The sequence below is a fragment of the Aquibacillus rhizosphaerae genome (assembly GCF_030282825.1).
In the GTDB taxonomy this organism is placed as follows: domain Bacteria; phylum Bacillota; class Bacilli; order Bacillales; family Amphibacillaceae; genus Aquibacillus_C; species Aquibacillus_C rhizosphaerae.
This window is the reverse complement of the sequence record NZ_JASTZU010000050.1, coordinates 1-25309: the sequence shown is the minus strand read 5'-3', so window position 1 is coordinate 25309 and position 25309 is coordinate 1. Positions and strand designations below refer to the sequence as shown.

29 protein-coding genes are annotated in these 25309 nt (G+C 35.6%); 3 read left to right on the top strand and 26 right to left on the bottom strand.

The genetic code is table 11. From position 1 onward, the window contains the following. Window positions 1-55: 55 nt before the first annotated feature. The gene (locus QQS35_RS15980) at window positions 56-373 is read right to left on the bottom strand and encodes a YuzD family protein (RefSeq protein WP_285933227.1); all 318 of its coding nucleotides are present in this window, start codon (window positions 371-373) and stop codon (window positions 56-58) included. Window positions 374-539: 166 nt separating this feature from the next. On the opposite strand from QQS35_RS15980, the gene QQS35_RS15975 reads away from it, so the two are divergent. Further along, complete coding sequence (locus QQS35_RS15975) at window positions 540-782, top strand: NifU family protein (RefSeq protein ID WP_285933225.1); 243 nt, start codon at window positions 540-542, stop codon at window positions 780-782. A 672-nt stretch (window positions 783-1454) separates the two neighbouring features. On the opposite strand, the gene thrB is transcribed toward QQS35_RS15975, so the two are convergent. The 5 genes from thrB to QQS35_RS15950 all read right to left on the bottom strand — a co-directional run bounded on the left by thrB (window position 1455) and on the right by QQS35_RS15950 (window position 7106). Beyond that, a complete protein-coding gene (gene thrB, locus QQS35_RS15970; RefSeq protein ID WP_285933224.1) occupies window positions 1455-2357 on the bottom strand; it encodes a homoserine kinase in 903 nt (300 codons plus the stop codon). Further along, window positions 2354-3415: a threonine synthase gene (gene thrC, locus QQS35_RS15965; RefSeq protein ID WP_285933223.1), complete on the bottom strand. Its 1062-nt coding sequence runs from the start codon at window positions 3413-3415 to the stop codon at window positions 2354-2356. Before thrC ends, thrB begins: the two co-directional genes overlap by 4 nt. A 3-nt stretch (window positions 3416-3418) precedes the next feature. Further along, a complete protein-coding gene (locus QQS35_RS15960; RefSeq protein WP_285933222.1) occupies window positions 3419-4711 on the bottom strand; it encodes a homoserine dehydrogenase in 1293 nt (430 codons plus the stop codon). Window positions 4712-5148: 437 nt separating this feature from the next. Next, the gene (locus QQS35_RS15955) at window positions 5149-6114 is read right to left on the bottom strand and encodes a 2-hydroxyacid dehydrogenase (RefSeq protein ID WP_285933221.1); all 966 of its coding nucleotides are present in this window, start codon (window positions 6112-6114) and stop codon (window positions 5149-5151) included. 17 nt (window positions 6115-6131) lie between these two features. Beyond that, the gene (locus tag QQS35_RS15950) at window positions 6132-7106 is read right to left on the bottom strand and encodes a protein kinase family protein (RefSeq protein WP_285933220.1); all 975 of its coding nucleotides are present in this window, start codon (window positions 7104-7106) and stop codon (window positions 6132-6134) included. A 133-nt stretch (window positions 7107-7239) separates the two neighbouring features. On the opposite strand from QQS35_RS15950, the gene QQS35_RS15945 reads away from it, so the two are divergent. Further along, window positions 7240-7749 carry a phosphatidylglycerophosphatase A family protein gene (locus QQS35_RS15945; protein ID WP_285933219.1) on the top strand — a complete coding sequence of 170 codons (510 nt, stop codon included), beginning with the start codon at window positions 7240-7242 and terminating at the stop codon, window positions 7747-7749. 75 nt (window positions 7750-7824) lie between these two features. Here the strand turns inward: QQS35_RS15945 and QQS35_RS15940 are convergent, their stop codons facing one another. Both QQS35_RS15940 and QQS35_RS15935 read right to left on the bottom strand, forming a co-directional pair. Beyond that, entirely contained in the window at window positions 7825-8211 is a 387-nt protein-coding gene (locus QQS35_RS15940) for a YbaN family protein (RefSeq protein ID WP_285933218.1), read from the bottom strand. Window positions 8212-8244: 33 nt separating this feature from the next. Beyond that, on the bottom strand, window positions 8245-8832 hold the full coding sequence (locus QQS35_RS15935; RefSeq protein WP_285933217.1) for a molybdenum cofactor guanylyltransferase: 588 nt from the start codon (window positions 8830-8832) through the stop codon (window positions 8245-8247). Between the two features lie 200 nt (window positions 8833-9032). On the opposite strand from QQS35_RS15935, the gene QQS35_RS15930 reads away from it, so the two are divergent. After that, entirely contained in the window at window positions 9033-9755 is a 723-nt protein-coding gene (locus tag QQS35_RS15930) for a Crp/Fnr family transcriptional regulator (RefSeq protein ID WP_285933216.1), read from the top strand. A 37-nt stretch (window positions 9756-9792) separates the two neighbouring features. On the opposite strand, the gene mobB is transcribed toward QQS35_RS15930, so the two are convergent. From mobB to QQS35_RS15840, 18 genes are all read right to left on the bottom strand, one after another. Beyond that, complete coding sequence (mobB, locus tag QQS35_RS15925; protein WP_285933235.1) at window positions 9793-10368, bottom strand: molybdopterin-guanine dinucleotide biosynthesis protein B; 576 nt, start codon at window positions 10366-10368, stop codon at window positions 9793-9795. A gap of 66 nt (window positions 10369-10434) precedes the next feature. Next, window positions 10435-10668 (bottom strand): molybdopterin converting factor subunit 1, encoded by a 234-nt coding sequence (gene moaD / locus QQS35_RS15920; protein ID WP_285933215.1) that lies wholly within the window; start codon window positions 10666-10668, stop codon window positions 10435-10437. Between the two features lie 5 nt (window positions 10669-10673). Then, entirely contained in the window at window positions 10674-11138 is a 465-nt protein-coding gene (locus QQS35_RS15915) for a molybdenum cofactor biosynthesis protein MoaE (RefSeq protein ID WP_285933213.1), read from the bottom strand. 145 nt (window positions 11139-11283) lie between these two features. Then, on the bottom strand, window positions 11284-12561 hold the full coding sequence (locus tag QQS35_RS15910; RefSeq protein WP_285933212.1) for a molybdopterin molybdotransferase MoeA: 1278 nt from the start codon (window positions 12559-12561) through the stop codon (window positions 11284-11286). Window positions 12562-12572: 11 nt separating this feature from the next. Beyond that, entirely contained in the window at window positions 12573-13586 is a 1014-nt protein-coding gene (locus QQS35_RS15905; protein ID WP_285933211.1) for a MoeB/ThiF family adenylyltransferase, read from the bottom strand. 36 nt (window positions 13587-13622) lie between these two features. Continuing rightward, the gene (gene moaA / locus QQS35_RS15900; RefSeq protein WP_285933210.1) at window positions 13623-14639 is read right to left on the bottom strand and encodes a GTP 3',8-cyclase MoaA; all 1017 of its coding nucleotides are present in this window, start codon (window positions 14637-14639) and stop codon (window positions 13623-13625) included. A 138-nt stretch (window positions 14640-14777) separates the two neighbouring features. After that, the gene (locus tag QQS35_RS15895; RefSeq protein ID WP_285933209.1) at window positions 14778-16499 is read right to left on the bottom strand and encodes a sensor histidine kinase; all 1722 of its coding nucleotides are present in this window, start codon (window positions 16497-16499) and stop codon (window positions 14778-14780) included. A gap of 16 nt (window positions 16500-16515) precedes the next feature. Continuing rightward, entirely contained in the window at window positions 16516-16977 is a 462-nt protein-coding gene (locus tag QQS35_RS15890) for a GAF domain-containing protein (protein WP_285933208.1), read from the bottom strand. Continuing rightward, complete coding sequence (locus QQS35_RS15885; protein ID WP_285933207.1) at window positions 16967-17620, bottom strand: response regulator; 654 nt, start codon at window positions 17618-17620, stop codon at window positions 16967-16969. Before QQS35_RS15885 ends, QQS35_RS15890 begins: the two co-directional genes overlap by 11 nt. A gap of 12 nt (window positions 17621-17632) precedes the next feature. Beyond that, the gene (locus QQS35_RS15880) at window positions 17633-18289 is read right to left on the bottom strand and encodes a sensor histidine kinase (RefSeq protein WP_285933206.1); all 657 of its coding nucleotides are present in this window, start codon (window positions 18287-18289) and stop codon (window positions 17633-17635) included. Between the two features lie 19 nt (window positions 18290-18308). Next, window positions 18309-19835, bottom strand: a complete 1527-nt coding sequence (locus tag QQS35_RS15875) for a nitrate/nitrite transporter (RefSeq protein ID WP_285933205.1) — start codon at window positions 19833-19835, stop codon at window positions 18309-18311. After that, a complete protein-coding gene (locus QQS35_RS15870; protein WP_285933204.1) occupies window positions 19832-20116 on the bottom strand; it encodes a hypothetical protein in 285 nt (94 codons plus the stop codon). The genes QQS35_RS15875 and QQS35_RS15870 overlap by 4 nt, the downstream gene beginning before the upstream one ends. Window positions 20117-20119: 3 nt before the next feature. Continuing rightward, entirely contained in the window at window positions 20120-20416 is a 297-nt protein-coding gene (locus QQS35_RS15865) for a hypothetical protein (protein ID WP_285933203.1), read from the bottom strand. Then, on the bottom strand, window positions 20403-20612 hold the full coding sequence (locus QQS35_RS15860; RefSeq protein WP_285933202.1) for a hypothetical protein: 210 nt from the start codon (window positions 20610-20612) through the stop codon (window positions 20403-20405). The genes QQS35_RS15865 and QQS35_RS15860 overlap by 14 nt, the downstream gene beginning before the upstream one ends. Continuing rightward, window positions 20602-21126, bottom strand: a complete 525-nt coding sequence (locus tag QQS35_RS15855; RefSeq protein WP_285933201.1) for a Rieske (2Fe-2S) protein — start codon at window positions 21124-21126, stop codon at window positions 20602-20604. The genes QQS35_RS15860 and QQS35_RS15855 overlap by 11 nt, the downstream gene beginning before the upstream one ends. Before the next feature lie 12 nt (window positions 21127-21138). Beyond that, window positions 21139-21708, bottom strand: coding sequence for a 4Fe-4S dicluster domain-containing protein (locus tag QQS35_RS15850; RefSeq protein WP_285933200.1), 570 nt, complete (start codon window positions 21706-21708; stop codon window positions 21139-21141). Then, a complete protein-coding gene (locus tag QQS35_RS15845; protein WP_285933199.1) occupies window positions 21709-23877 on the bottom strand; it encodes a molybdopterin oxidoreductase family protein in 2169 nt (722 codons plus the stop codon). Continuing rightward, window positions 23864-24961, bottom strand: a complete 1098-nt coding sequence (locus QQS35_RS15840; RefSeq protein ID WP_285933198.1) for a hypothetical protein — start codon at window positions 24959-24961, stop codon at window positions 23864-23866. The genes QQS35_RS15845 and QQS35_RS15840 overlap by 14 nt, the downstream gene beginning before the upstream one ends. Window positions 24962-25309: the final 348 nt, after the last annotated feature.

Below are 25309 nucleotides of genomic sequence, written 5' to 3'. Positions count from 1 at the left end.
TCTACCTGCAAACAGATTAACATAAAAGAAATTCTAAAAATAGTTATAAATTCAATTATTTTAATCCCTTTAATTCCAATGCCTGGATAATTGGTTTTAAGCGCGGAATTCCTTCTGCCACTATATCATCATCCACTAATATTACTGGATAGAATAAATCTTCTTCTATTATTCGTTGTACAAAATTTTGATGCTTCTGTTCTTTCGTTGGTATATTTATATCTATATATAAGAATTTAACACTATCGTTAAACTTCCTTAAAATTGCTGCTTGCAACCATTCATATGTGTCTAGAGAACTCGGTGCATTAACGCAACTAGCGCATACCTTATTAGCACCATATACCGTTATAGAAACTGCCTGATGTTTCATGCATTCACCTCAAATATTAAAAATTCCAGTTAGTTTTATTTTACAAAAAGATTAATTTTAGATAAAATAATAATAAGTGAAAATAAATAAAGTTCCAAGTGATTTATCTCATAGATTTTTTTCGGAAAAGCTTTTATAATATGGTAATGATGAAAGGAGAAGATGGATGATGCAAGAGCAAACAACTCAGGTTGATCAGGTACAAGAGGTATTGAACAAGTTACGTCCATTTTTACTGCGTGATGGTGGAGATGTTGAATTAGTAGATGTAGATGAAGGTATCGTACGTCTTCGTTTAATGGGAGCGTGTGGTAATTGCCCAAGTTCTACAATCACGTTAAAAGCAGGTATAGAGCGTGCACTAATGGCTGAAGTACCTGGCGTAATTGAAATTGAACAAGTATTTTAATCTTGTTATTAAAACAATTAACAATATATGATACAGTCCTCTTACTTTGTAAGAGGACTTTTTATTTAAATGCATCGTTTCATTAGTTTTGCTGCTTCACACTCATTCTAAGTCGTAGTTGATATAAAGTCCGCAATAACTTTATCGTAACCTCTTTGCATTCTATTTAAGATGAGTGGTTAATTCAGCGCTACGGAAAAACACTCCCTTTCCGGGGGCAGCACCTTAGCCTCCTCGCTCACAAAGAACGTTCCCTGTGGGGTCTTCGGAAGCTGCTCTTCCCCCAGGAGTGTCGCATTTTTCCTTCGCTAGGTAAACTTGTCTTTCGAGTGAAAATAGTCCAATAAATATAAATAACATCAATCTCTAGATTAAGAAAACTGTTAAAAGTGAAGGCAGAATGCGTAGACTCCTACGGGAACAGCGCGAGCTGAAGATCCACTCAGAAGCGATTTCCTTCTGAGTTAGCTGAAGCCGTGCCCGTGGAAAGCGGAGTTTTCTGCCGGAACGGAGTATAAAGACTCCATCATCATTGCCACCGAAAAGAGTTCAACAAAAGTTTAGAATACTTACTGCGTACTTTATATAAATTTAAACATCAACACTCTTTTCAGAGAATACTTATTAAAAATTCTAAAATAAAAAGGTGAATGGCTTTCACCATTCACCTTTTTAATACGATACATTAAGTTTCATTGTAACAAGACCTTCATTTTCCACTTGTAACGGCAACCACTCAAACTGACTATATTCTTTCTTCCACTTATCTAGTTGTTGCTCAACTACTTGATTATCAACAATTGCAATCATCGTTGGGCCAGCACCACTTAAAAATGTTCCATAAGCATACTTCTCTAAATAAAACTCTAGTTCATCATAATGTGGAACAAGTGGTTTTCGATAAGGTTGATGAAATAAATCTTTCTTCATCATCCTACCTAATAATTCCCAATTCCCTTGACAAATTGCTGCTACACTTACATTGGCAATACTACTAGCATGAACACTCTCCTGATAATTGAACGTCTTAGGAAGGGCTGCTCTTGCTTCTTTTGTCTTCAATTCAAAGTCAGGGATAATTGCTAGAAATGTAATATTATTAACTGCTGTTTTTGTCCAATTAACTTCATAGTCAAAATGACCAATGACACACCCTCCCATTAAACAAGGTGCCACATTGTCGGGATGTCCTTCGATTTTTGTAGCTATGTCCAATTTTTCTTCTGCTGCTAAATTAAGATTTAATAATAGATTGGCTAATTCTATACCAGCAATTGTTGCTGTAGCACTACTACCAAGACCCCTTGCTAATGGAATATCACTTTTCAATTCTACAGTACATGGTGGCAGATCATCATATCCAAATTGCAATGCAGTCTCTATTGCTATTTTATAAATAAGATTTTCTTTACCAGTTGGTATATCCATAATACAATCCGAAGCAGGAATGAATTTCCACTCCTGCGCCGCCGTAGTAACTTTTAAATCAAGATATAAATTTAAAGCTAAACCTACAGAATCAAAGCCAGCCCCTAAATTCGAAGTACTAGAAGGAACTCTAATTACCCAACTCATACCAATACACTACCCATAATTTCCTGTACGACTTTATCTTCATCATTAGGTAATACACGAGGCTTTACTTCACTATAGTCTATCGCAGTGTTAGGATCCTTCAACCCATTACCTGTCAGAACAGTAACTACAGTTGAACCTGATTCTACTTTACCTTGTTTTAAAGCTTTAAATAAACCAGCAATCGACGCACATGAAGCTGGTTCAGCAAATATACCTTCATTTGCTGCTAGCCATTGGTAAGCCTCTATCATTTCTTCATCTGTTATTTCATCAATAGAACCATTAGATTCGTCTCTTGCATTTACTGCAGCAGTCCAACTTGCTGGATTTCCGATACGGATAGCAGTTCCTACTGTTTCAGGGTTTTCAAATATACGATCATGAACAATTGCCGCTGCCCCACTTGCTTCATAGCCCATCATTTTAGGAAGACCGGTTTGTTTTAATTCGTTATATTCTTTAAAACCTTTCCAGTATGCAGTAATATTTCCAGCATTACCAACTGGTATAAAAAGAAACTCAGGTGCTTTACCTAATACATCACAAACTTCAAAGGCCGCAGTTTTTTGTCCTTCAATTCGGTAAGGATTTACAGAATTAACTAGTGCAATATCACCTTTTTCGCTAAGTTTTTTAACGATTTTCAGTGCATCATCAAAATTTCCTTCGATAGCAAAAATTTCTGCACCATACATAACTGCCTGTGCTAGTTTTCCTTGTGCAATCTTACCTTCAGGTATCACGACAATGCACTTCAAACCTGCTCTTGCTGCAAAAGCAGCTGCTGAAGCAGACGTATTACCTGTGGAAGCACAAATTACTGCTTTTGCTCCATCTTCAATTGCCTTTGCCATCGCCATTACCATACCTCTGTCTTTAAAAGAACCAGTAGGATTAGCACCTTCTACTTTTGCATAAACATTTATATCATGTAATTTAGATAGGTTTTCTAATTTTATTAAAGGTGTGTTACCCTCATGTAAACTTATTTTTGGTGTATTTTCGTTTACCGGTAAATATTCTTTATAATGTGATAATAATCCCTGCCATGCCATTTCTTATTCCTCCCCATCAACTCGATAATAACTAATAATTCTATTCACAACTGACAATCCTTTCAAATGCTCCAAGCTATTTATCAACTGTTGTTTACTAATCTGGTGTGTAACCATAACAATCTCTGCTGTCTCTTTTTCACTTCCTGGTAGTTGTAGAATTTTTGCAAAGCTTACTTTTTCATCAGAAAAAACATTCGTAATTTTTTGAAATGTGCCTGCTTCATCTTCTACTGCCATACGAATAAAGTACTTCGTGTATTTTTCCTTATTTTCTTTCAACAATTTTTCATATTGTGGTGACACGTAAGCATTACCACTAATTCCTAGGCGGATGTTTTTAATAACTTCCATTAAATCGGATACTACTGCAGTAGCTGTTGGCATACTACCTGCTCCAGGTCCATAAAACATTGTTTCGCCTACAGCTTCACCATAAACATAAACAGCATTATATTCATTTTTTACTAATGCCAATGGATGATCTTGTGGTAACAAGGTAGGTTCTACACTTACCTCTACTTTTCCATTATTTATAGAAGCGATTCCTATTAATTTAATAGTATACCCTAGACTAGTTGCAAAAGAAATATCTTCTTGAGAGATGTCTCTAATTCCGGATGTTTCTACATCATCTAAACTAATCTCCATTTTAAAAGCTAAATTGGCTAATAACGTCATCTTACGGGCAGCATCGAGACCCTCTACATCCGATGTAGGATCCGCTTCTGCAAAACCAAGCTCTTGTGCTTCTTTTAATACATCATCAAAAGCTAGCTTATCATCTGTCATCTTTGTTAAGATGTAGTTGGTAGTTCCATTTACAATTCCCATGATTTTCTGAATTCTATCTGATGCTAAACCGTCAGATAATGTACGCAGGATTGGAATTCCTCCTGCTACACTAGCATCATAATATATATCACAATTATTAGCTTTTGCTAATCTTAATAATTTTTGTCCATGAACAGCCATTAAATCTTTATTGGCTGTTACAATGTGTTTATTATTCCGAAGCGCCTGCTCCATGAGTAAATTTGTATCTTCAATACCACCCATGACTTCAACAATTACGTCAATATCTGGATTACTTACTAACTCTTCTGGGTCGTTGGTGAGCCATTCCTGATCTACTACGACATCTCGTTGTTTATGTATGTCATGAACAAGTACTTTTTTAATTGCAATTTGCGAACCCAATTTATACATAATCTCATCTTGATGATTTTTTAAAATTTTCACAACACCTGTTCCGACCGTTCCGAGTCCACATAATCCAATATTTATCTCTTTCATTTTTGACGCCTCCCCCTGTGTGTTTTACGAGTACATGTGTTTATCTATAGTGGACATTATACAGTTCAACCTATCGTTAATCAAGATTCATTTGCCCAAATTTCTGATAATTTAAAGAAAACTTGCTGATTCACTAGCGAAGCGTTGGTAAATCACTATGTCCTATGATAAAAAACCACCTCGAAAATATGTGTAATCTGTGTATTAAGAAAATACGACATAACAGCTAAATATAAGAACAAAAGCGCAGGTCGCCTTGCTCACGCTAGGGCAATTAAGACGAACGTCTTTGTGTTAAAGAGTACCACATAAATGTTCGTCTCGGTTAGGTGTTGTAGCTGGACATGGCACAAGCAATAGTCATTTATCCACCGGAAACTAAATCTATAATTTACTGATAAAAAAACTCAGCCAAGGCTGAGTTTAACAAAATCATCTTATGATACGGGAGTTTTAGGTCGGTCTCCTTTAAGTACTAAATCAATATTTTCAAAGCATAAATGAATCATTCTCTCTCTTGTTTCAACTGTTGCAGAACCAATATGTGGAAGGCAAACAACTTGATTAAGACTTAATAAGGGATGTTCTTTATTAATTGGTTCATTTTCAAAAACATCTAAACCGGCCGCTTTTATATCCTTATTTATTAAGGCATGGTAGAGAGCTGTTTCATCAACATTTAATCCACGGGATGCATTAATAAAAATAGCTGAAGTTTTCATTTTTTGAAATGCCCTTTTTCCAAACATACCTTTTGTATTAGCTGCGTATGGAGCGAGACACACAACAAAATCTGATTGCTCTAACAGGTCATCAAATGTGGCATACGTTGCTTGTAATTCTTGTTCAGCTTCGACATTTCTGGATCGATTGTGATATAAGATTTCCATTCCAAATCCCTTGGCTCGCCGAGCAAATGCGCTGCCAATTCTACCCATTCCCACAATACCAACAGTTTTATGATGAACTTCTGACCCTGCCATTAAAAATGGGGACCACTGTTTCCATTCACCGCTTTTAATGAACTGGTTTGCCTCGATAATTCTCCTTGCTGTACTTAACAACAAACCAAATGTTAAGTCCGCAGTCGTCTCCGTTAATACATCTGGTGTATTCGTAACAATAATTCTTTTATCGCGTGCTGATTTAAGATCAATATTATCATAACCCACAGCAAGATTTGCGATTACTTTAAGATGATTCGCAACTCGTAAAGAATTTTCGTCTACTTTATCCGTTAACATCGTTAATAAAGCATTAGCTTTTTGAATATGATGTTGTAATGTTTCTTCATCCACGGGAATCTCTTCATGAGGCCACATATGAACATCAAACGCATTTCTAAATTCGTCAACAATTTCATCTGGTAGTTTTCTTGTAATATAAAGATAAGGTCTTGCCACAAGTGTTCTCCTTCCTTTTACCAATCTAAAACAGGAATATTCCACGTTTTTGTATTAATTTTCATTTCTTTAAATAGAGACTTCAGCTTAGTTTCATAGTTATCCTGTTTTTCTAAAGTTAATTTAAACTTCTTATACATTTGTTCGTCATCATTCATAGATAGTCCTTCTTCAATTAGATCAAATAAATGAACAGGAAACAATAATCTTGCATACAATAGCCTCCATCCAAATACTGAAAAACTTCTAAACTGTTCATACTCTGCTAGAAATGTTTTAATTTGACTTTTAGACTGATAATCATCTTCTAAAAAAAAGGGACGAATATATTCACAGACATCTCGGATTGGGTGATCATAAGTTAATTCGTGTGACCAAATAATTTCACTTTTCATCTGGTTCATATACCGCTGAAAAGTTATACTTCCTTGATCGGATTCATTAAATCGCTGGTCGGTTTCTGTCTCCTGTAAGTACTGAATTGCATTTTCTGACAATCCAATAACATAGGGAAACGTATCGATAAACAATCGTTGAAAGCGAGTAACAGGACGCTCTTGTATTTGTTGGTGATATATACTCTCAAATGTATCCACTTTATTTTGCCATAAAGTCTTCCACTGTCCATAGCTAGAAATATAATTAGGTGTATATGGATAATTTGCGCCCGTTTGGTGAAATTCGGCCAATGCTTTCGCATGAGACTCACGGATTGCAATATTGCCTACGCGACCTACACATACGATATAGTCCTCTTCTTCTACTTGCGTTACCAATTGCCCATCTTGATTAGCAATTGGTCTAGCTATATTAGAGAAGCCATTGGTCGCAAAATAATCACTTATTATTTTTTGTTCTACATGTATTACTTCATTGTTTGGTTTCGGCATGATAAAATAAATATTATCTCCTTGTTTATATCCCTCAAAACCATTTATAGTAATTTTCTCCCCATTAAAATCAGGAACGTAATTAGCAATAACATTCATCATTTAAATCCTCCCTTTCATATAACTAGTAATTAAGTTTATGAGAGAAGAAAACAAAAATGAACCATACACCATGATTTAGACTTCGATAGGATGGGTATATTAGTAATATAATTTATATATAAGGTGTGATTACATGGACGAAAATACAAATCAAACAGAACTTGAGCTTAAAGCTAGAACTTGGATAAAGGATCGCGGAGTAACCGTAGATGACATAGCCGATCTTGTTTATTACTTACAAAGTAAATACCATGATAACTTAACAATGGACGATTGCCGGTATCATGTTGATAAAGTATTGATGAAACGAGAAGTGCAAAATGCGATTTTAACAGGCATTCAGTTAGATGTACTTGCAGAACAAAAAAAATTAGAATCTCCGCTTCAAGAAACGATTGAGATAGATGAAAGTTTATATGGAGTGGATGAAATTATTGCTTTTTCAATTGTTAACGTATATGGTTCCATTGGTTTCACCAATTACGGATACATTGATAAGCAAAAGCCAGGTATATTAAAAAAGCTAAATGATAAGAGTAGTGGAGAATGTCATACATTTCTAGATGACATTGTTGGTGCGATAGCTGCAGCTGCGTCTAGTAGACTTGCCCATAGCGCGGCCAATGATAAAGATATTGATTAAAAAAGAATGGCGATTAAATTTTGGTAGCTACAATTTTCACTTATAACAAGCTAGAAAAACCTGAGTAAATTCTACTCAGGTTTTTTCATTAATTGAAAGTGTTTTTAGCGATAAAATGTAATAGGTCACCCATATAACAACAATACATAATATGACTTTCACAAAAACAATCGGTATTAAAAAGAAAATGGTGTAAGAAGTACTTGTCCATAACAAAAGGATAATAATTATTTTAGCTCGTAAGGGAATGCCTTCTCCCTTTTTAAATTGCTTAATGTATTTACCCAATAGCTTGTTATCAAGTAGCCAATTGTGAAGTTTTTCAGATGATTTACCATAGCAATATGCTGTAAGTAAAAGAAATGGTGTGGTAGGTAGAATTGGAAGAATAATGCCTAACAACCCTAACACTAAAAATAACGTACCGCTTATTATAAGTATGTACCTAGTGATTGAATTCATCTATAACGCTCCTATTACTTGTACACCTAACTGTTATTCGATAGATTTATTTATATAAAGTTCATAATCATTTTTCCTATTGATATTAATGAACGGTGCATGATCCTCAATCTCCACATATTTTACAGACAGCTTGGATAACAGTTGATTTAATGACCGTTTTTGATGCCTCAATTGATGTTCTATGATTTTTTTTGATTCATAACTATATAAAGCTATAAGTGGTTGATTTCTTCCATTTACGGTTGGTACAATTGCTTGACTATTTTCATTAATATGACTGATTAGTTGCTCTATTACCCACTTTTCTATAAAAGGAACATCAGTAGGAAGAACAAAATACCAATCGGCTCTTATTTCTTCCATTGCAGAGCATAAACCAGCTAGTGGTCCGTGTCCCTGAAAAACAGAGTCTGTAATCACATAGCAAAATGGTAGCTTAATTTTAAAGCTGTCTTGAAGCTTAGGGCTTGTCACGATTAGAACAGATGAACTAAAAGGTTTCAAAGCTTCTATTGAATATTGATAAAAGAAAACTCCGTCTTTTTCTGCAAAGGCTTTTGGCGTCCCAAAACGTCTTGATTGTCCGCCAGCTAGTACAATCCCGACTATGTTATTCACCATATCACCTCCAGCTCTTCACCATAATTATTGTCTTAATCTACTCTATACTATAGTCCAAATTTAACAAAACATCTATTACGAATGCAAAAGTCACAATATTGTAATTTCCTCAGCAATTGTATTTGTTATTTGATGATATGATAGGTATACAAACTTTTTAAACCGATAGGTATCAAAATACTTTAGGGGTGATTGCTGTGCAATCTGTTTTACTTGAAATAGAAAAGACAAAAAGAGATCTAATCTCCGATGAACTAAGGCAATTATTAGAGTCAATCGGTACAATTAAAACGATTCATAAGGACACTTACCTTTTTCGTGAAGGCTTGGACGCTAATGAGATATATTTAATGAAATCTGGTATAGTACAAATTGGTAAACTAACAGCTGATGGAAAAGAACTGACGTTAAGAATTTGTAAATCCGACGACATTGTTGGGGAACTTACTTTATTTTGCGATGATCCAAAATATGTGCTTAGTTGTAAAGTATTAGAACCCGGACAGGTGCTAGTAATTAATCGAGATAGATTAGAAAGCGAATTAATGTATAATGGTCCACTTACCTTTGAATTCATGAAATGGGTAAGTAATCATATGAGAAAGTTTCAATCTAAAATGAGAGATTTATTACTCCATGGTAAAAAAGGGGCACTTTATTCCACACTAATCCGACTATCTAATAGTTATGGTATTAAGGACTCAAATGGCGTTCTTATAAATATAGCGTTAACAAATACGGAACTTGCTAAATTTTGTGTTGCTACCCGTGAAAGTGTCAACCGTATGCTTAGCGAACTTAGAAAATCAGGTATTATTACTATAGATAATTCTGGCAAGATTTATATTCACAACATCCAATTTTTAAGAGATGAGATTGGATGCGAGAACTGCCCAATAGAAATCTGTAATATAGATTAATTACAACGAGACAATTAGACGTCTCGTTTTTTATATGTTAGATATTAGTAGAAATAGTTAAAATGTTGGTAGTTATCCAAATACAAGCCTGATGATGGTCATGAAAAACCGGAAAAGGATATTCATCCTCCTCTAAATCTAACGAGGTCACTATTGCCTTAATGTTTGTTAGTTGATCCAACAAGATTAAATCTTCTTCACTTCTCACTAAAATAATTTTATTGAAATGATGTTGCTTAAACCCTTCGATAATCAATGTTTCAATATTCATCACTTTATAGAACGAAAGCATTTGTTCCATTGTCCATTCCGATTCAGCAATGGATAGTTGCAATCGTCCATCACCTTCCACACCTGATACGATTGCCCCTGCTTGTAAATGTTTCTCACTATCTGTTTTTTCAAAACCAACAGGTAATCCGCCATGACCATGATGCTTTAAAGAAGCTACCTTTTTATCGTTATTCCGAAGCATTTTGATTAAATTCCCTACGAATGTTGTTTTCCCACTATTTTTAAATCCGACTACTTGAATAACAAACATAAACAACCAACTTTCCTTTATAGAACTAGGAAGTACACAACCGGAGGTCCATACACCTTTTTTTTGCATAATCACAGATTTCTTATCTTTTCAAAAAGGATGCTACCCGTTCAACGGCTAGCATCCTTTTTGAACTTACCCACCACTTACTGGTGGTATCAGGGCAACAATATCACCATCTTTTACTCTATCATCAGGTAGTGCGTATTCTTCATTAATTGCAACCATAACCTGATCCATCTTTGTTAGGTTATATTCTCTCTGCAACGTTTCTTTCAATTCTTTTACAGTAGTATCCACTAACTCTAATTCTAGACGACCATTTCCTGCTTCTTCTTGCAATTGTGCAAATAAAAGCACTGTAATCATAGCATTCATTCCTTTATTTGAGGTTTTCCTTCTGGATAAGATACTTGTTCTAATTGATCACCGATCCACGTTTCGCCGTCTTCCCAGTTTTCTTTTTTCCAAATAGGTACGATTTCTTTAATCCGTTCAATCGCATACTCATTTGCTTGATAAGCAGCTTTTCGATGTGGTGAAGAGACTGCAATAATGACAGCAATATCAGATATTTCTAAATGACCAATACGATGTGTAATCGCTACTTGAGTGTTTGGCCACTTTGCTTCAATTTCTTCACCTATTGTTGCAAGCATTTTAACCGCCATTGGTTTATATGCTTGATATTCTAAATAAATCGTTCGTTTTCCTTTTGTCCATTCTCTAACGGTTCCGATAAATGTAGTTATCGCACCCGCTTCTGGCCGTTCTACCTTGGCAACCAATTGTTCTAACTGTATAGGTTTATCTGTTATTTGAAAAAGCTCCTCTGTCACGTTGAGGCTCCTTTCGTTATTAGTTTAATCAATTTCATAATACCTATTTTGTCGTCATCTACAATAATATATAGTTGGATAAAACCATTTCCAAACTATATATTGTTGTAGATGACTGAATAAGGTAATTATGAGATTGACTCAGTTATTTTCTATTGAAATTTTCATAAGTGGTACCCATCTGGTCTTCGATTAATAATACTTTTACTTCTGACCCTTTTTGATAACCTCTTGTTCCACCTGGCAACAATATTAGAACATTAGCGCTTGCTAAGGAGGAAACAACATTTGATTTATCTAATCCGCTAGGGGTGGCAATTAGTTTTCCATCCTGATATGTTAAATCCGCTCTTACAAATCGATCAAACGGATTAGGTTTTGGAAAATCACCGCCAAGTACAGCTACTTCTTTTTTTACAAATGGTTGTGAAGAATGTAAAAATGTACGAATGATTGGCCTCACAAATAGTTCTAAACCAACATAACATGCGGATGGATTGCCAGATAAACCGAAAAGCAATTTGCCATTGATTTCTGCTATAGTCGTAACACTACCTGGTCTCATTCCGACTTTATTAAATAAAATTTTCGCACCCAAAGCCTCATATATTTCAGGTAAATAATCATAATCCCCTACCGACACACCTCCGGTAGTAATTAAAAAGTCTACTTTTTCTAAAGCGTTTTTCACTTGCTCAAAGCAGACGGAAAATTGATCACTAAATTGGCCGTAATAGATCGCTTGCCCCCCTGCACGCTCTATTTGTGCTTGAGTCATATAAGCATTACTATTGCGAATCTTCCCGGGTTGCAATGGTTCATCAATTTGTAATAATTCACTTCCTGTAGCAATTATTCCGATGGTTGGTTTTTTTGTAACAGGTACATGTTTATATCCAAAAGTAGCTAATAGAGCAACAACGCCAGGATTAATATAAGTTCCTTTCTTCGCTAATACCGTTCCTTCTCTTGTATCCTCACCTTTAAAAGAGACATTATCTCCAGAATGAAAGCTCCGTTTTAATTGAAAGTAGGATTTTTCATCTTCTTCAAACTCTTTTGCCAATTCTAACATCACTACTGCATCACAATCTTCTGGCATTTGTGCGCCAGTCATAATTCGAACCGCCTGCATTTCCCCTATCGGCTCTTCAAATACACTTCCTGCACCAATTTCACCTATTACCTCTAAATTAATCGGGGTTTCCCTAGAAGCGTTTTTGGAATCACGTGACCTAATCGCAAAACCATCATAAGGAGAACGATCAAACAAGGGAACATCATGATCAGCAATTAGTTCTTCACCTAGAAATCTACCATAAGACTGTTCAATTGGTATCATCTCTTGGTTTCCCTTAACGCTATATACCATCAATCGTTCAATTGCTTCATTTACTTTAATAGGTTTTCTTCTTTCAACCATTGCTTCTCCCCCTATCCTAATAATTGATAATAAACCTTTTTTGCTTTTTCTATTGAACTTGTACCATGGATGAATGTTCTTCCATCCTTAAATATCACTACCCGAAAATTCTGATAATTAAGCGAGATTAAAAAAGGATTACGTTTAACTTGTCCTAAATCTATAAATCGTTTTTCTAACTCGTCTAATGGAAATTCTTTTTGGTTGGATCGTATTTGTACAGTATCTCGCCCACATAATACTTCGGTTTTTGTTTGTGATTCAAATTGTAAATACGGAAACGAAGGTGTTATTCCACAAGTCGGACATGACTCTTTTTTTGCACGATTCACATTAATCGTTTGATAATGATTATTCCAAAGATCAAACATAACTAAACGTGTTCTTAGTGCCTTTATATCGCCAATTAACAATTTTAGTGCTTCCGTAGTTTGATGCGCAACGACCATTTGCACAGCAGGCGAGATGATTCCTACTGAATCACATGTTGCACCAGTTAAAGGTGCTGCTTCTAATAAACAGTATAAACAGGGGGAATCATTGGGAATAATCGTATAACTCATTCCTGTACTACCGACACACGAACCAAAAATCCAGGGAATATTGTGTTTGTGTGATAAATCGTTCATGATAAAGCGAATATCAAAATTATCTGTAGCATCTATGACGAGATTTACTTCTCTTATAAGAGGAGAAAGTGAGTTACTTGTAGCATCCATAACATGTGCTATTACCTCTACATCAGAATTAATTTGATTGAGCCTTTGTTTTGCAGCAATTGCTTTTGGTGTTTTTTCAATCGCGTCATTTTCTGTGAATAATTGTTGTCTTTGTAAATTGCTTTCTTCTACATAATCACGATCTATGATGGTTAATTTTCCAATCCCGGCACGAACGAGTGCTTCTGCATTTGAAGACCCTAATGCGCCACAACCAACAATCAGTACATGCTTTTGTTCTATTTTATTTTGTCCTTCTTTACCAATTGGTTTAAACAAAACCTGTCTAGAATATCTTTCACTCACTTGCCTCTTCCTTTCTTGATACACCAATCACTTATACTACCCACCTATATAAGACATCTCTATTTTTTTCTTCGTTTTTGCTGTTTCTTCTGTCCGTTCATCTGAATATCGATCACCGCGCTTTTTCCAAGTTGGAACAATCACGTCTTTAATCTCTTTTTCATTAGCGCCAGAACGTAACACATGCTTTAAATCTAAACCTTCTGTTGCAAACAAACAAGTATAAAACCTTCCGTCCGCCGCTAGTCTTGCTCGTGTACAAGTCGAACAAAAAGATTCAGAAACAGATGTAATAAATCCAACTTCCGTATCCGTGCCTACATATCGGTATCTTTTTGCCACTTCCCCTACATAGGATGAATCAACGTGCTCTAATTCAAAATGTTGAGACAATTGATTGTATAATTGCTTTTTTGTTACTACTTTACTAAAATTCCACCCATTATGTTGGCCAACATCCATAAACTCAATATAACGTAAAGTGACTCCTTGTTCTTTAAAATATTGAGCCATTGGGATTACTTCTTGATCATTCATTCCTTTTTTCACAACCATATTTACTTTCACTTCAATTCCTACTTGTTGTGCTCTCTTTATCCCCGCTAGTATACGGTCTGTACTTACACCGCTATCGTTAATTGATTTGAACAGTTCATCATTTAACGCATCTAAACTAACATTGACACGCTGTAACCCTGCACTTTTTAGCTTTTCAGCCATCTTTTCTAGTAAAACACCATTTGTCGTTAAACCAATATCCTCTAACCCATCAATCGCCACCAGTTTTTCAATTAACACGGGGAGATTTCTTCGTAATAAAGGTTCACCACCAGTTAAGCGAATCTTCTTAACTCCTAATTCGATAAAGATCTTTGCTAATTGCTCTATTTCTTCAAACGTTAATAAATGTTCTTTAGGCATAAAGGCAAAGTCACTACCGAATATTTCTTTAGGCATACAATACGTACATCTAAAATTACAACGGTCTGTCACTGAGATTCGAAGATCCTTTAGTGCACGACCAAATTTATCTTGTAAAAGTTTGTGTGTCATGAGGTAATCGCTCCTCTAAGTCTAGTTTTCTATAACACCAATCATTAACACTATATATGCTAATGGTTAGATAAAACGTCGCTACCAAATCGTAGCGACGTTTTATCTAACCATTACAACTTTTAAAGTAAACCTTAATTAGTTCGGTATCTCTAATACAACTTTTGTGCCTTGTCCTTGTTCAGAGTTAATTTTAACCTCTCCATCCACTGACCTTGCTCTTTCTCCCATACTAATTAATCCTACTCCTGTTGATATGTTACTTTGATTAAAACCTTTTCCTTCATCTTCAACCACTACTCGAATAGCACCTTCTACCTCTCTAATCGTAACGAATGCTTGATCAATTTGAGCATACTTTCGAACATTAGTAAGCGCTTCTTGAATGATTCGATATATGGTAATTTCCATTTCACTACTTGGTCTTTTGTTCAGAGAACAATCAAATAAAACATCGATTTGATAATGCTCTGAAAACCGATTAAGAAACGACCGAATTGCAGGTACCAACCCTAGATCATCAAGTACTGATGGTCTTAATTCCCAAGAAAAATCCCGAACTTCTTGAATAATCTCTGTAGCCTCATTTAACATTTGATCAACGAGAGGATGATTTATCTCCGTACTTAAACGATTAATTGTAATTAAATGGCTATATAAATTTTGTCCGATACCATCATGCAATTCCCTTGATAACCTTTTTCTTTCCCCCTCTTGTACATCGATAATCCGAGACAACGTGTGTTTTAATTCTTCTTCCATTCCTTTTCTATTCGTAATATCAAAACGAATCGCTAAATACTGATATGGTTTTCCTTGATCATTTAAAAAAGGGACTATGGTTGTATCGACCCAATAAAATTGACCATCTTTTGCTCTATTTTTTATTTCACCCTTCCAAACATTCCCCGTTCCAATTGTTTTCCACAATTCCTTGAAAAATTCCTTAGAGTGATACCCTGAACTTATAATTGTATGTGTTTGGCCGATCAGTTCTTCACGTGAATATTTAGAGACTTGTATGAATTGGTCATTTACATACGTAATCTTTCCACGTTGATCCGTTATTGCTACAATAGAAGATTCGTCTAATGCAAATTTTATGTCAACTAGTTCTTCCATAGACTTTTTCAATTCAGTAACCACACGTTTGTATTCAGTTATTTCCTTACGAATTGCTAAGTATTGATGTGGTTTTCCTTCATTCGTTAAAAAAGGCACGATGGTTGTATCGACCCAGTAGTATGAACCATCTTTCGCTTTATTTTTAATTTCTCCTTGCCAAACATTTCCGTTAGCAATCGTATGCCAAAGTTTACGAAAGAAAAGCTTTGAATGATATCCCGAATTAATAATCCGGTGGTCTTGCCCTAATAATTCTTCTTCTGAGTATTTAGATATCTGACAAAACTTATCATTTACATACTTTATTTTCCCTGTTTGGTCCGTAATAGCTACAATGGTAGACTCATCAAGGGCAAATTTCATATCAAGTAGTTCATTTAATGCTTTCTGAGGTTCCATACCAAATACTGAATAGTTGTTACTCTTATGAAGCGTAAGCATAGAATACGCACTGTTCTCAATCTTAAATGTGCTTTTGCGCAGAAACAAAGGGAAATGTTCATCTTTATTATTTTTTAAATAATGCTGAACAATGACCCCTTCTTCTAGCTCCATAATATTCATTGCAGGAAAAAGCATGGCAACTTCTTCACCTATATAGTCTTCTTCTCTTAAAAAAAATTGTTGAGCCGCTTTCTTGTTAATAGATTTTATCTTCGAATAGTGATCAATGACTATGGTAGCATCACCTGGAGACTCACCCTTAGAATAAGTGGTGTCATTTAGCGTTTTCATAGGTAGGTGTTCCCTCCTAGTTCTCAACAAAGTATACAGGTAGCAATCCCTGAACCCTGCTTGCTGTTTGTTTTAATTTTTGGTAGTCCTCATCTTTAAAATCATATTTTTGGCGATATCCGATTAAAAGAGCACCTTTAGGAATGCCATTCCAAACTAATGGATACGCATACGCTGTGATTATTTTTTCCGCTAACATAATTGGATATTCCGTTGATTTTCCAATAATATTAGTAGGGAAATTCTCAATTTCCATTGGGCTTCCACTGGATATTACTTTGCCTGCTATTCCTTTTCCATAACGGACAGTAATGTATTTATATTTATCATTTCTATTCCCACAAACATAGGGCCATATCACATCGAGTTTCTTATGATGTTGAAGTGCTACACCTGTAAAATCACAACCAATTACCTGTTTAAGATGTTCACATTCCTTTAGAAACAGATCCTTCACATCATTTTCACTATATTCCATATCCCAGTAAACCTTTCTTTAAGGCGTAGGAAACTAACTCGGGCCTTGTTTTCATTTGGAGCTTATCCATTAGATTACTTTTATGTGTTTCCACTGTTTTAACACTGATAACCAATTTTTCACCAATATCTTTATTGGAATAACCTTTAGCAATTAACGTTAATACCTCAACTTCTCGATCCGATAATAATTTATATTCATCGGAACCATCTTGTTTTAGTGATCCTAAGTATTCTTCCATTAATCTTTTAGTAGCCGCTGGATGCAAGTATGCATTTCCACTACGAACTGATTTAATCGCATCAATGAGTTCTTGATGTGGGGCACTTTTCAACACACAACCAGAAGCACCCGCTTGGATAGCACGAAACAAGTATTCTTCGTCATCATGCATGGTAAGAATTAAGATGGAAACTTCAGGTAACTGTTTGATTAATTCTGATGTAGCAGATAAACCGTCTTTTCCATGTGGCATACTTAAATCCATCAACACAACATCAGGATTTGTTTCAAGCGCTTTACTAATACCTTCATTACCCTCAGAAGCTTCCCCTATAACTTCCATATCTTCTACTCCATTTAACAGAACTTTTAGCCCCATCCTAACTACTGCATGATCATCTACTAATAGAACTTTTATCATCCATAACCCCTCCTATTCCTGGATAGGCAGAACAATTGAAATGTTTGTACCTTTACCTTTTCCAGAAGATAGATGAACATCCCCACCAACGATGAACATTCTTTGCTTCATCGCAGCAATACCTTTAAAACTATTGGTCTCGATTGCTTTTTGTAAATCAAAACCAATTCCTTTATCCTTTATGTCAATTTTCAGCGTTTTTTCTTCCCATGTAAAGCTAAGTGTTGCTTCAGAAGTATCAGCGTATTTAGCAATATTGATTAACGCTTCTTGACAAGTTCTAAATACAGCCAAACTTTTATGCTCAGTGAGCTCCCGTTCTTCTCCTTGTGATTCTACATGGATGATGACCCCAAAAGTAGAGATAAACAGTTTTATATAACTTTTTAGGGCAGCAAATATTCCTAATGTCTTTAGTGTCGAAGGATATAATTCGACTGAAAGCAACCTCACTTCTTGTATTGTCCTACTCAATAAGGTTGACATCTCTTTTGCATACCCTTGTAAATCAGGTTGGTTTATTCCTGATTGCAGAAATTCTAAACCAGTATATAAACTGTACAAATTTTGACTGATGCCTTCATGGAGCTCAAGCGCAATCCGCTTTATTTCTTCTTCTTGCGACTGAATAATATAGGTACTAGCATGCTCTATAGCTTTAAGCTCCATGTGTATGGCCTCCTAAAAATTAAATACTTTGTGGTTTTAAATCGGTTTTTGAAAAGTCACTGTCTGTTATATCACTGAATATTCCGGCATATTGGATTATCTCCCCTGAATCATCTTGAATTGCATTAATCGTAAGCCATTCTAGATAATCATTGCCGTCTTTTCGTTTGTTCCATATTTTACCTTGCCAATAGCCATATTGTTGGATATCTTTCCACATTTCTTCATAAAACTTTTTTGTTTGTTTTCCTGAACTAAGTTTATTTGGGTTTTCCCCGACCATCTCCTCGGGACTATAACCAGTAAGTTTGGTGAATGCTGGGTTTACAGTTATAATTTTACCATTTTTATTGGTGACCATCATACCTAATGGAGAAGTTTTTATAACCTTAGCAGAAATTGTTAGCTTCTCTTGATAATACATCCAGATTACAATAATTAAACTTGCTAATGCAACTTGTGATAATGCCATAAAACCAATGGCATAGTGACCAGTTAAATCGTATAACGTTGTTAAAATAAGTGGTGGGAAAAATCCACCTAAACCACCCATAGCAGCAACAATACCATTAGCAATACCTGCTTGCTTATTAAAATATTGTGGCATTAATTTAAAAATAACACCATTACCTATACCTGCACTTATAGCTATGGAAATACAACCGACAGCATATAGATTTATCGATGGTGCAAAAGAAAGTAAAACAGCACTTACAGTAAATCCAGCAAATACATACATCAGTAGAATTAGTGAATTAAACTTATCTGCTAACCAACCACCTAATGGACGAAGGAATGTTGCGACTGCAATAAATCCTGCAGTTCTCATTCCAGCATCTACCTTGTCTAAGTCAAAGTTATTCACTAGGAAGTTAGGTAAGTAAACGGTAAAAGCGACAAAAGAACCGAAAGTAATAAAATAAAATAAACAAAATATCCATAGTTTTTCATTTTTATAAACACTTTTTATTTGTTGGATTAAAGGCGTTTTCACCTTCACTTCTTGTTTATCACCAAATATAATATTTGCTACAATAAAAATTCCAAGCAGAACCATATAAAATTGAACCGTTGTCGACCAACCAAAATTAGCTGCAACAACTGGTGCTGAGAAAGCCGTGATTGCTGTACCAATGTTACCAGCCCCGTAAATCCCATTTACAAAACCATGACGATCTTTCGAATAATATTTAGGTAGTGACGTTACACCAACGGAAAAGATTGCACCACCTATACCTATAAACAGGCCACCAATTACTAAATCAATAAATGAATTAGCTATACTTATGTAGTACACTGGTGGAATTAATAAGATGAAACTTATAATGAAGATTAATCTTGCTCCAATTAGATTTGTTAAATAACCCATTGGAATACGGAGTATCGAACCTAGTATAACAGGTATAGCAGTTACCCATGCTGCTTGTTGTGGTGTGATTTGTATGTCTTCAATTATAAATGATAGCAAAGATGATAAAAGTACCCAAACCATAAAACCTACTATTAAATTCATCGTCTGTAATGGCAGTTGCATTTTTTTATTCATGAAATCTTCTCCTCACTCTTGATTGCATAATGTAAATTCGCTTCCTTGTCATATGCAATCCATTCATTTTGCTTTTGTTCTACTGAACTAGTTAAAGGTACTGCAAAAAAAAAGTGGCTGTCGAAATAAATACGTAAGTGGGTTTCATCAGGACATAAAGATAATTTACTTATCCTTTTATCTACCCACGGGGCCTTATCTTCAGAAGATTTCCCATATATACAAACTTGAACCGATGAATCGACCAGTTTTTCTAAACTTTTCATTTCTACCGTCTGCATTTTCTAACACCCTTTCTCGACAGGAAGTACTTGAAACTGATACCCTTGAAGTGTAGACCAAAAGTCTTCATTTGCAGTTTCCTCTAGGTAATCAATCACTTCTTGTTCTGTCTCCCAACGACTCATTCCTTTCACTTCCGCTACAACAATTTCAGCACCTTCTTCCTGTTTCGCATCTAAATACCAATGAAGGCGCTCATATTTAAATAACTGCTCAAACATAGATTGAACGTTCGTTGCTAATTCACCAGACACCTCTTGAATAAAGCAAAAGTCTAAATATGTTTCACTTTTTTTCATGAGACTGACCACCTTTATTAATTTCTTGTTTATATATATACAAAGCGATAGGAAATAGGATTATGTTACAAAACATAAATAGCAGAACAATTTTATAATTTTGGTGAAAATACTGATGGACAAGTAATTGCATAAACACAATATCCATAAATAAAATTGCACATAGACTAATCACTCCAAAATAACTACGTTTCATATCGTTTCACCCTCACTGCATAAACCGAATTACTTTCTACTTCTACAATTATTTCTGGCAGTGCACGTCGTGGTGGCCCCGCTGTTGGTTCACCTGTTTGCACATCGAATTTCCCGTGATGACAAGGACACACCATTTCTTGTTGATCCTTGACCCAATATACAGGACATCTAAGATGTGTACAGGCATTTTGATAAGCTACAAATTTGTTCTCTTTCAAACGGATTAGAACAGCACTATCATGCTCACTTGGGAAATGGAATTCTACTGAATCACCTACAGCAATATTAGTTATATCCACTATTTTTTGACGAGGGTATTCTTTATCAGACAAACCCATTAATTCTTTTGCAGCAAGCGTTCCCCAAGGGAGGGAAGCTACAGCGAATACTCCTGCTGCTCCCACTAATGTTTTCATAAAACCTCTTCGGTCTAATGATCTTTCGTTATTACGGTTTATATTATGGGTATAATTATCATCATTTTTTGGTAAATTATTGTTCCAATCTGTCATTGTTCACCCTCCTTAAAAGAGTTTAGTCGTTCCCTGTAGGATACCTGGGAGATTTACAGTAACATGTGTATCACCTTCGAGATGTGGCAAACTTGTTACCCATTTGTCGTTATCAAGCTCATGTTTTTGTTTCTTTTGGTTAATTTCATCTTCTGATAACCACTGCAACGTATGAGAAGGACAAACACTTGCACACATTGGCGGGATATCATCTTTTGTTCGATCAATACATAGATCACATTTATACATTAAGTTTTCTTCTTCATCGAACTTAGGAATCCCATAAGGACAAGCAATCGTACAGTTTTGACAACCAATACATTTCTCAACTAATGCAGATAGTACTGCACCAGTTTCGTGAATTTGGATCGCTTGAGCGGGACAACTTCTTGCACATGCGGGATCAACACAATGTAAACACATTAACGGCATAGTTTGTCTGTTTACAAGTGGATTAACGTCATACACATAGTTTCTGTTTCTTTCTTCATGGCCGCCACATTGTGTACAAGCAGCCAAACAAGCTCTGCACCCAATACAATTTTCAAGTTCCATATATAACTTTCTTTTTGTTGTTGTCATTTAGAGCACCTTCCCAGATTTAAGTTTCTCTATTTGAGCAGCACAAGCTTTAAACTCAGGCATTTTTGACATTGGATCCAATGCTGCAATGGTTAGTAGGTTAATAGAGTCATCACCGCCAAAATGATAAGGTACAAAAACTGTATCCTCACGGATGGCCTCCGTGATTTTTACTTTATAATTACATTTACCTCTTCGTGTAAATAAAAGAATCTTCTCATCATGTTTAATACCATATTTCTCTGCGGTGATTGGATGAACTTCCACATACGGTTCTGGACACATATCATTAAGGAACTGAATTCTTCTCGTTTGGTTACCGGATAAATAATGATATACAACACGTCCTGTTGTTAATCTGAGAGGATACTTCTCACACGGTTCCTCTGCTGCCGGACGATATGGTAACGCACAAATCTTTGCTCTTCCATCAGGATGATAAAACTTTTTATCAAGAAACATATGTGGAGTTCCTTTATCTTCTTTATCCTTACAAGGCCAGAAAACACCATCTTGTTCATCAATCTTATCCCATGTAGCCCCGTAGTAATCGGCAACTCCACCTTTTGAAGCTAAACGGAATTCCTCCGCCACGTCTTTAGCCGTCTTTAAGTGTGAAAAGTGTTTTCCTTTACCAAGTCTTTCCGCAAGTTCAACCTGCATCTGCCAATCTGGCTTCGATTCACCAATTGGTTCCTGTGCCTTATTAATTTTAATAATTCGACCTTCCAGGTTTGTGGTTGTACCTTCATCTTCAGACCATGAAACAGATGGTAATATGACATCAGCATATTCTGCTGATTCTGATAAAAAGAAATCGCCACACACCATGAAATCAAGCTTTTTCATTGCACCTCTTACAAAATTCAAATTTGGTGCTGATACAGCTGGATTCGAGCAAAGCAAGTACAGACCACGAATCGTTTTATTGTCCATTAACTCAAACATTTCATAGGCTGATACACCTGGTTTCGGCATTTCTTCAGGCTCAATTCCCCAGACCTTGCTTACACGTTCAACAGCTTCAGGGTTAGTAATTTTTTGGTAACCCGGTAGTAAGTCTGATTTCTGTCCATGTTCACGACCTCCTTGGCCATTTCCTTGACCAGTAAACGTCGCTACTCCTGCTTTTGGTCTACCGATTTTACCAGTAATAAGTGCCATGTTCGTATAAGCAGACACATTGTCTACTCCTTTATGTTGCTGCTCAATTCCTCGAGCAAACATAACGATAGCATTCGGAGCTTTCCCATAAATCTCTGCTGCTTTTTCAATTTTTTCTATTGCAACACCTGTGATCATACTTGTATATTCTGGAGTAAAGTCTTTTACTAATTCTTTTGTTTCTTCAAATCCGTTTGTATGTTGATTAATAAATGATTCATCTGCATAGCCATTTTGAATTAGCAAATTTAAAATGCCATTTGCTAACGCTAAGTCTGTACCCGGACGCAGATCCAAATGAACATCTGCTCTTCTTGCAACAGGAGTTTCTCTAGGATCCGCAACGATTAAGTATCCTCCACGATCTTGCACAGCCCATACGCGGAACATCGAAGTTGGATGACACTCAGCCGTATTACTTCCTGCAATAAATAAGCAATCTGTTTCGTGGACATCTGTCCAAGGTAGAGTAGAACCACGGTCAACACCGAATGATCTTAGGAAACCACCTGCAGCACTCGACATACAAAATCGCCCATTATAATCGATATACCTTGTTCCCATTGCTACTCTGGCAAACTTTCCAGTTAAGTAACATTTTTCATTGGTCATTGATACACCACTAAATACAGAAAGACTGTCTTTACCATATTTCTCCTGGAGTTCACCGAACTTTTCGGCAATTAAATCATAAGCCTCTTCCCAGCTTGCTTCTCGAAACCCTTCTTTTGTACCTTTTAGGGAAGCATCATCACGTATAAGTGGTTTAAGGAGTCGATCATCATGATTTGTTTGTTGATAAGCGGTAACACCTTTCGGACACATTTTGCCATGCGTTACTGGCCAATCATATCTTGGCTCGACACCAATGATTTTATTTGTAAGTTTATTTACTCGTAAATTCATGCCACACTGCATGCCACAATAGCTACAATGGGTTTTAACCAATTCTTCATTCGGATGTTTCACATTTTTTTCTTCTCGAAAGAACTTATCCCTTTGCATTTTGGTTAGCCTCCTTGACTGGTACTTCATGTGTAGAGAATCCTGAAAATCTTGCGATGCGGTATTTTCTTCGGCAAGGCAAACACAATTCTGCTAAATTAAAGCCATCTTTCATATCAAATTGAATATTATTAGTTTCTAACACATTAATGACATCACTAGATTGTTCTGTTGAAACAAATTCATTTTCGCAAACCTTACATTTTTTCATTGATTTTTCGCCATAGTGTTCACGGTAATTTCTTGCAAAAACACTTAACGGGCGGAATGGAATATGTGCAAGTTTTCCAAATGGCAGATAAATTAATGTAACAACTACGGAATATTGATGTATTAAAGACATCACGTAATGACCAGCACCATGTAAAAATACATTAATAAATGTTAATGCTAGTCCAGTAACACTAATAAATATTAATAAGTACAGCGGTAGAAAATCGTACATGAATTTTTGTTCCGCTCTTGCTTGCATATTTTTCAGACGTCTATACAAAGCCATACAGACACCTATGATCACCATAATTGCACTGAAGTTTAGCGCGTTGTATGACATAAAAGCGATAAAACCATCTGCTGGAACTGTCATAATATCCATTCCCATGCCAACGATTGTGTACATGCCGCTTTCATCCATCGTAAAGTACATCCATCCAAATACGAGCGGAAAGGTGACTAGACATGAAATGATTACTCCCCAGCCAATCAGCATGTGTTGGGTCCATCGGTAAATTCCCCTATTCCAGATGAATTTATATGTAGCCAAGTGATCTACAGAGGTTTTCGGAGTAGATTTACGAAATAGTAATTTAATGCCTTTTTTTATAAATATCTTTGTTGGAGGTCTTTCACCCCAAGCAATAAAACGATAGAAGAAACCACCTAAGAAAACAATTGTTCCAACCATATATCCATAAAGATTTAAGTCAACATGTGTAAACATTCTCGTTCCTATAAAAGAAAGAATAACTAGACCACTAATTGCAATAAACATTGATTTTGCAAACTTTGAAGCAAATGCATTATTTACTGAATTCGCTCTTTTAGGTGATATTCCCATTGTTACCTTCGCGTTATTTTCTTCCATTTTAACTCTCCCTCACTTAGCTTAATGCGCTCTTTTATCTTGTAATTTCATTATAAGATTAGATTGGAGTTTTCGTAATCGGGGAATCTCCTCATCCTTTGTCGGGAAATCCCCTATTAATTAATTTTTAGTAGTATTTGAGTTAGTTTCTGTCGATTTCTTTGACTTTCAACTTATAATTTAATAGAAGCAAAAATAAATAATCTGACTTCACAGCATACATTCGTTGTCTTTTGAAATTCACAGTTGATATAAAGTGCGCAATAAGTATTCTTTACATTTGTAAAATTCTTTCTGTTGCAATGGGGATTGAGTTGTAATACTTCGTTCGGGCAGAATACTCCGCTT

Coding starts and splice junctions, on each gene's coding strand:
- QQS35_RS15980 (WP_285933227.1), bottom strand. CDS start 373: ATGAAACATCAGGCAGTTTCTATAACGGTATATGGTGCTAATAAGGTA.
- QQS35_RS15975 (WP_285933225.1), top strand. CDS start 540: ATGATGCAAGAGCAAACAACTCAGGTTGATCAGGTACAAGAGGTATTG.
- thrB (WP_285933224.1), bottom strand. CDS start 2,357: ATGAGTTGGGTAATTAGAGTTCCTTCTAGTACTTCGAATTTAGGGGCT.
- thrC (WP_285933223.1), bottom strand. CDS start 3,415: ATGGCATGGCAGGGATTATTATCACATTATAAAGAATATTTACCGGTA.
- QQS35_RS15960 (WP_285933222.1), bottom strand. CDS start 4,711: ATGAAAGAGATAAATATTGGATTATGTGGACTCGGAACGGTCGGAACA.
- QQS35_RS15950 (WP_285933220.1), bottom strand. CDS start 7,106: ATGATGAATGTTATTGCTAATTACGTTCCTGATTTTAATGGGGAGAAA.
- QQS35_RS15945 (WP_285933219.1), top strand. CDS start 7,240: ATGGACGAAAATACAAATCAAACAGAACTTGAGCTTAAAGCTAGAACT.
- QQS35_RS15940 (WP_285933218.1), bottom strand. CDS start 8,211: ATGAATTCAATCACTAGGTACATACTTATAATAAGCGGTACGTTATTT.
- mobB (WP_285933235.1), bottom strand. CDS start 10,368: ATGCAAAAAAAAGGTGTATGGACCTCCGGTTGTGTACTTCCTAGTTCT.
- moaD (WP_285933215.1), bottom strand. CDS start 10,668: ATGATTACAGTGCTTTTATTTGCACAATTGCAAGAAGAAGCAGGAAAT.
- QQS35_RS15910 (WP_285933212.1), bottom strand. CDS start 12,561: ATGGTTGAAAGAAGAAAACCTATTAAAGTAAATGAAGCAATTGAACGA.
- moaA (WP_285933210.1), bottom strand. CDS start 14,639: ATGACACACAAACTTTTACAAGATAAATTTGGTCGTGCACTAAAGGAT.
- QQS35_RS15895 (WP_285933209.1), bottom strand. CDS start 16,499: ATGAAAACGCTAAATGACACCACTTATTCTAAGGGTGAGTCTCCAGGT.
- QQS35_RS15890 (WP_285933208.1), bottom strand. CDS start 16,977: ATGGAATATAGTGAAAATGATGTGAAGGATCTGTTTCTAAAGGAATGT.
- QQS35_RS15885 (WP_285933207.1), bottom strand. CDS start 17,620: ATGATAAAAGTTCTATTAGTAGATGATCATGCAGTAGTTAGGATGGGG.
- QQS35_RS15880 (WP_285933206.1), bottom strand. CDS start 18,289: ATGGAGCTTAAAGCTATAGAGCATGCTAGTACCTATATTATTCAGTCG.
- QQS35_RS15875 (WP_285933205.1), bottom strand. CDS start 19,835: ATGAATAAAAAAATGCAACTGCCATTACAGACGATGAATTTAATAGTA.
- QQS35_RS15870 (WP_285933204.1), bottom strand. CDS start 20,116: ATGCAGACGGTAGAAATGAAAAGTTTAGAAAAACTGGTCGATTCATCG.
- QQS35_RS15865 (WP_285933203.1), bottom strand. CDS start 20,416: ATGAAAAAAAGTGAAACATATTTAGACTTTTGCTTTATTCAAGAGGTG.
- QQS35_RS15860 (WP_285933202.1), bottom strand. CDS start 20,612: ATGAAACGTAGTTATTTTGGAGTGATTAGTCTATGTGCAATTTTATTT.
- QQS35_RS15855 (WP_285933201.1), bottom strand. CDS start 21,126: ATGACAGATTGGAACAATAATTTACCAAAAAATGATGATAATTATACC.
- QQS35_RS15850 (WP_285933200.1), bottom strand. CDS start 21,708: ATGACAACAACAAAAAGAAAGTTATATATGGAACTTGAAAATTGTATT.
- QQS35_RS15845 (WP_285933199.1), bottom strand. CDS start 23,877: ATGCAAAGGGATAAGTTCTTTCGAGAAGAAAAAAATGTGAAACATCCG.
- QQS35_RS15840 (WP_285933198.1), bottom strand. CDS start 24,961: ATGGAAGAAAATAACGCGAAGGTAACAATGGGAATATCACCTAAAAGA.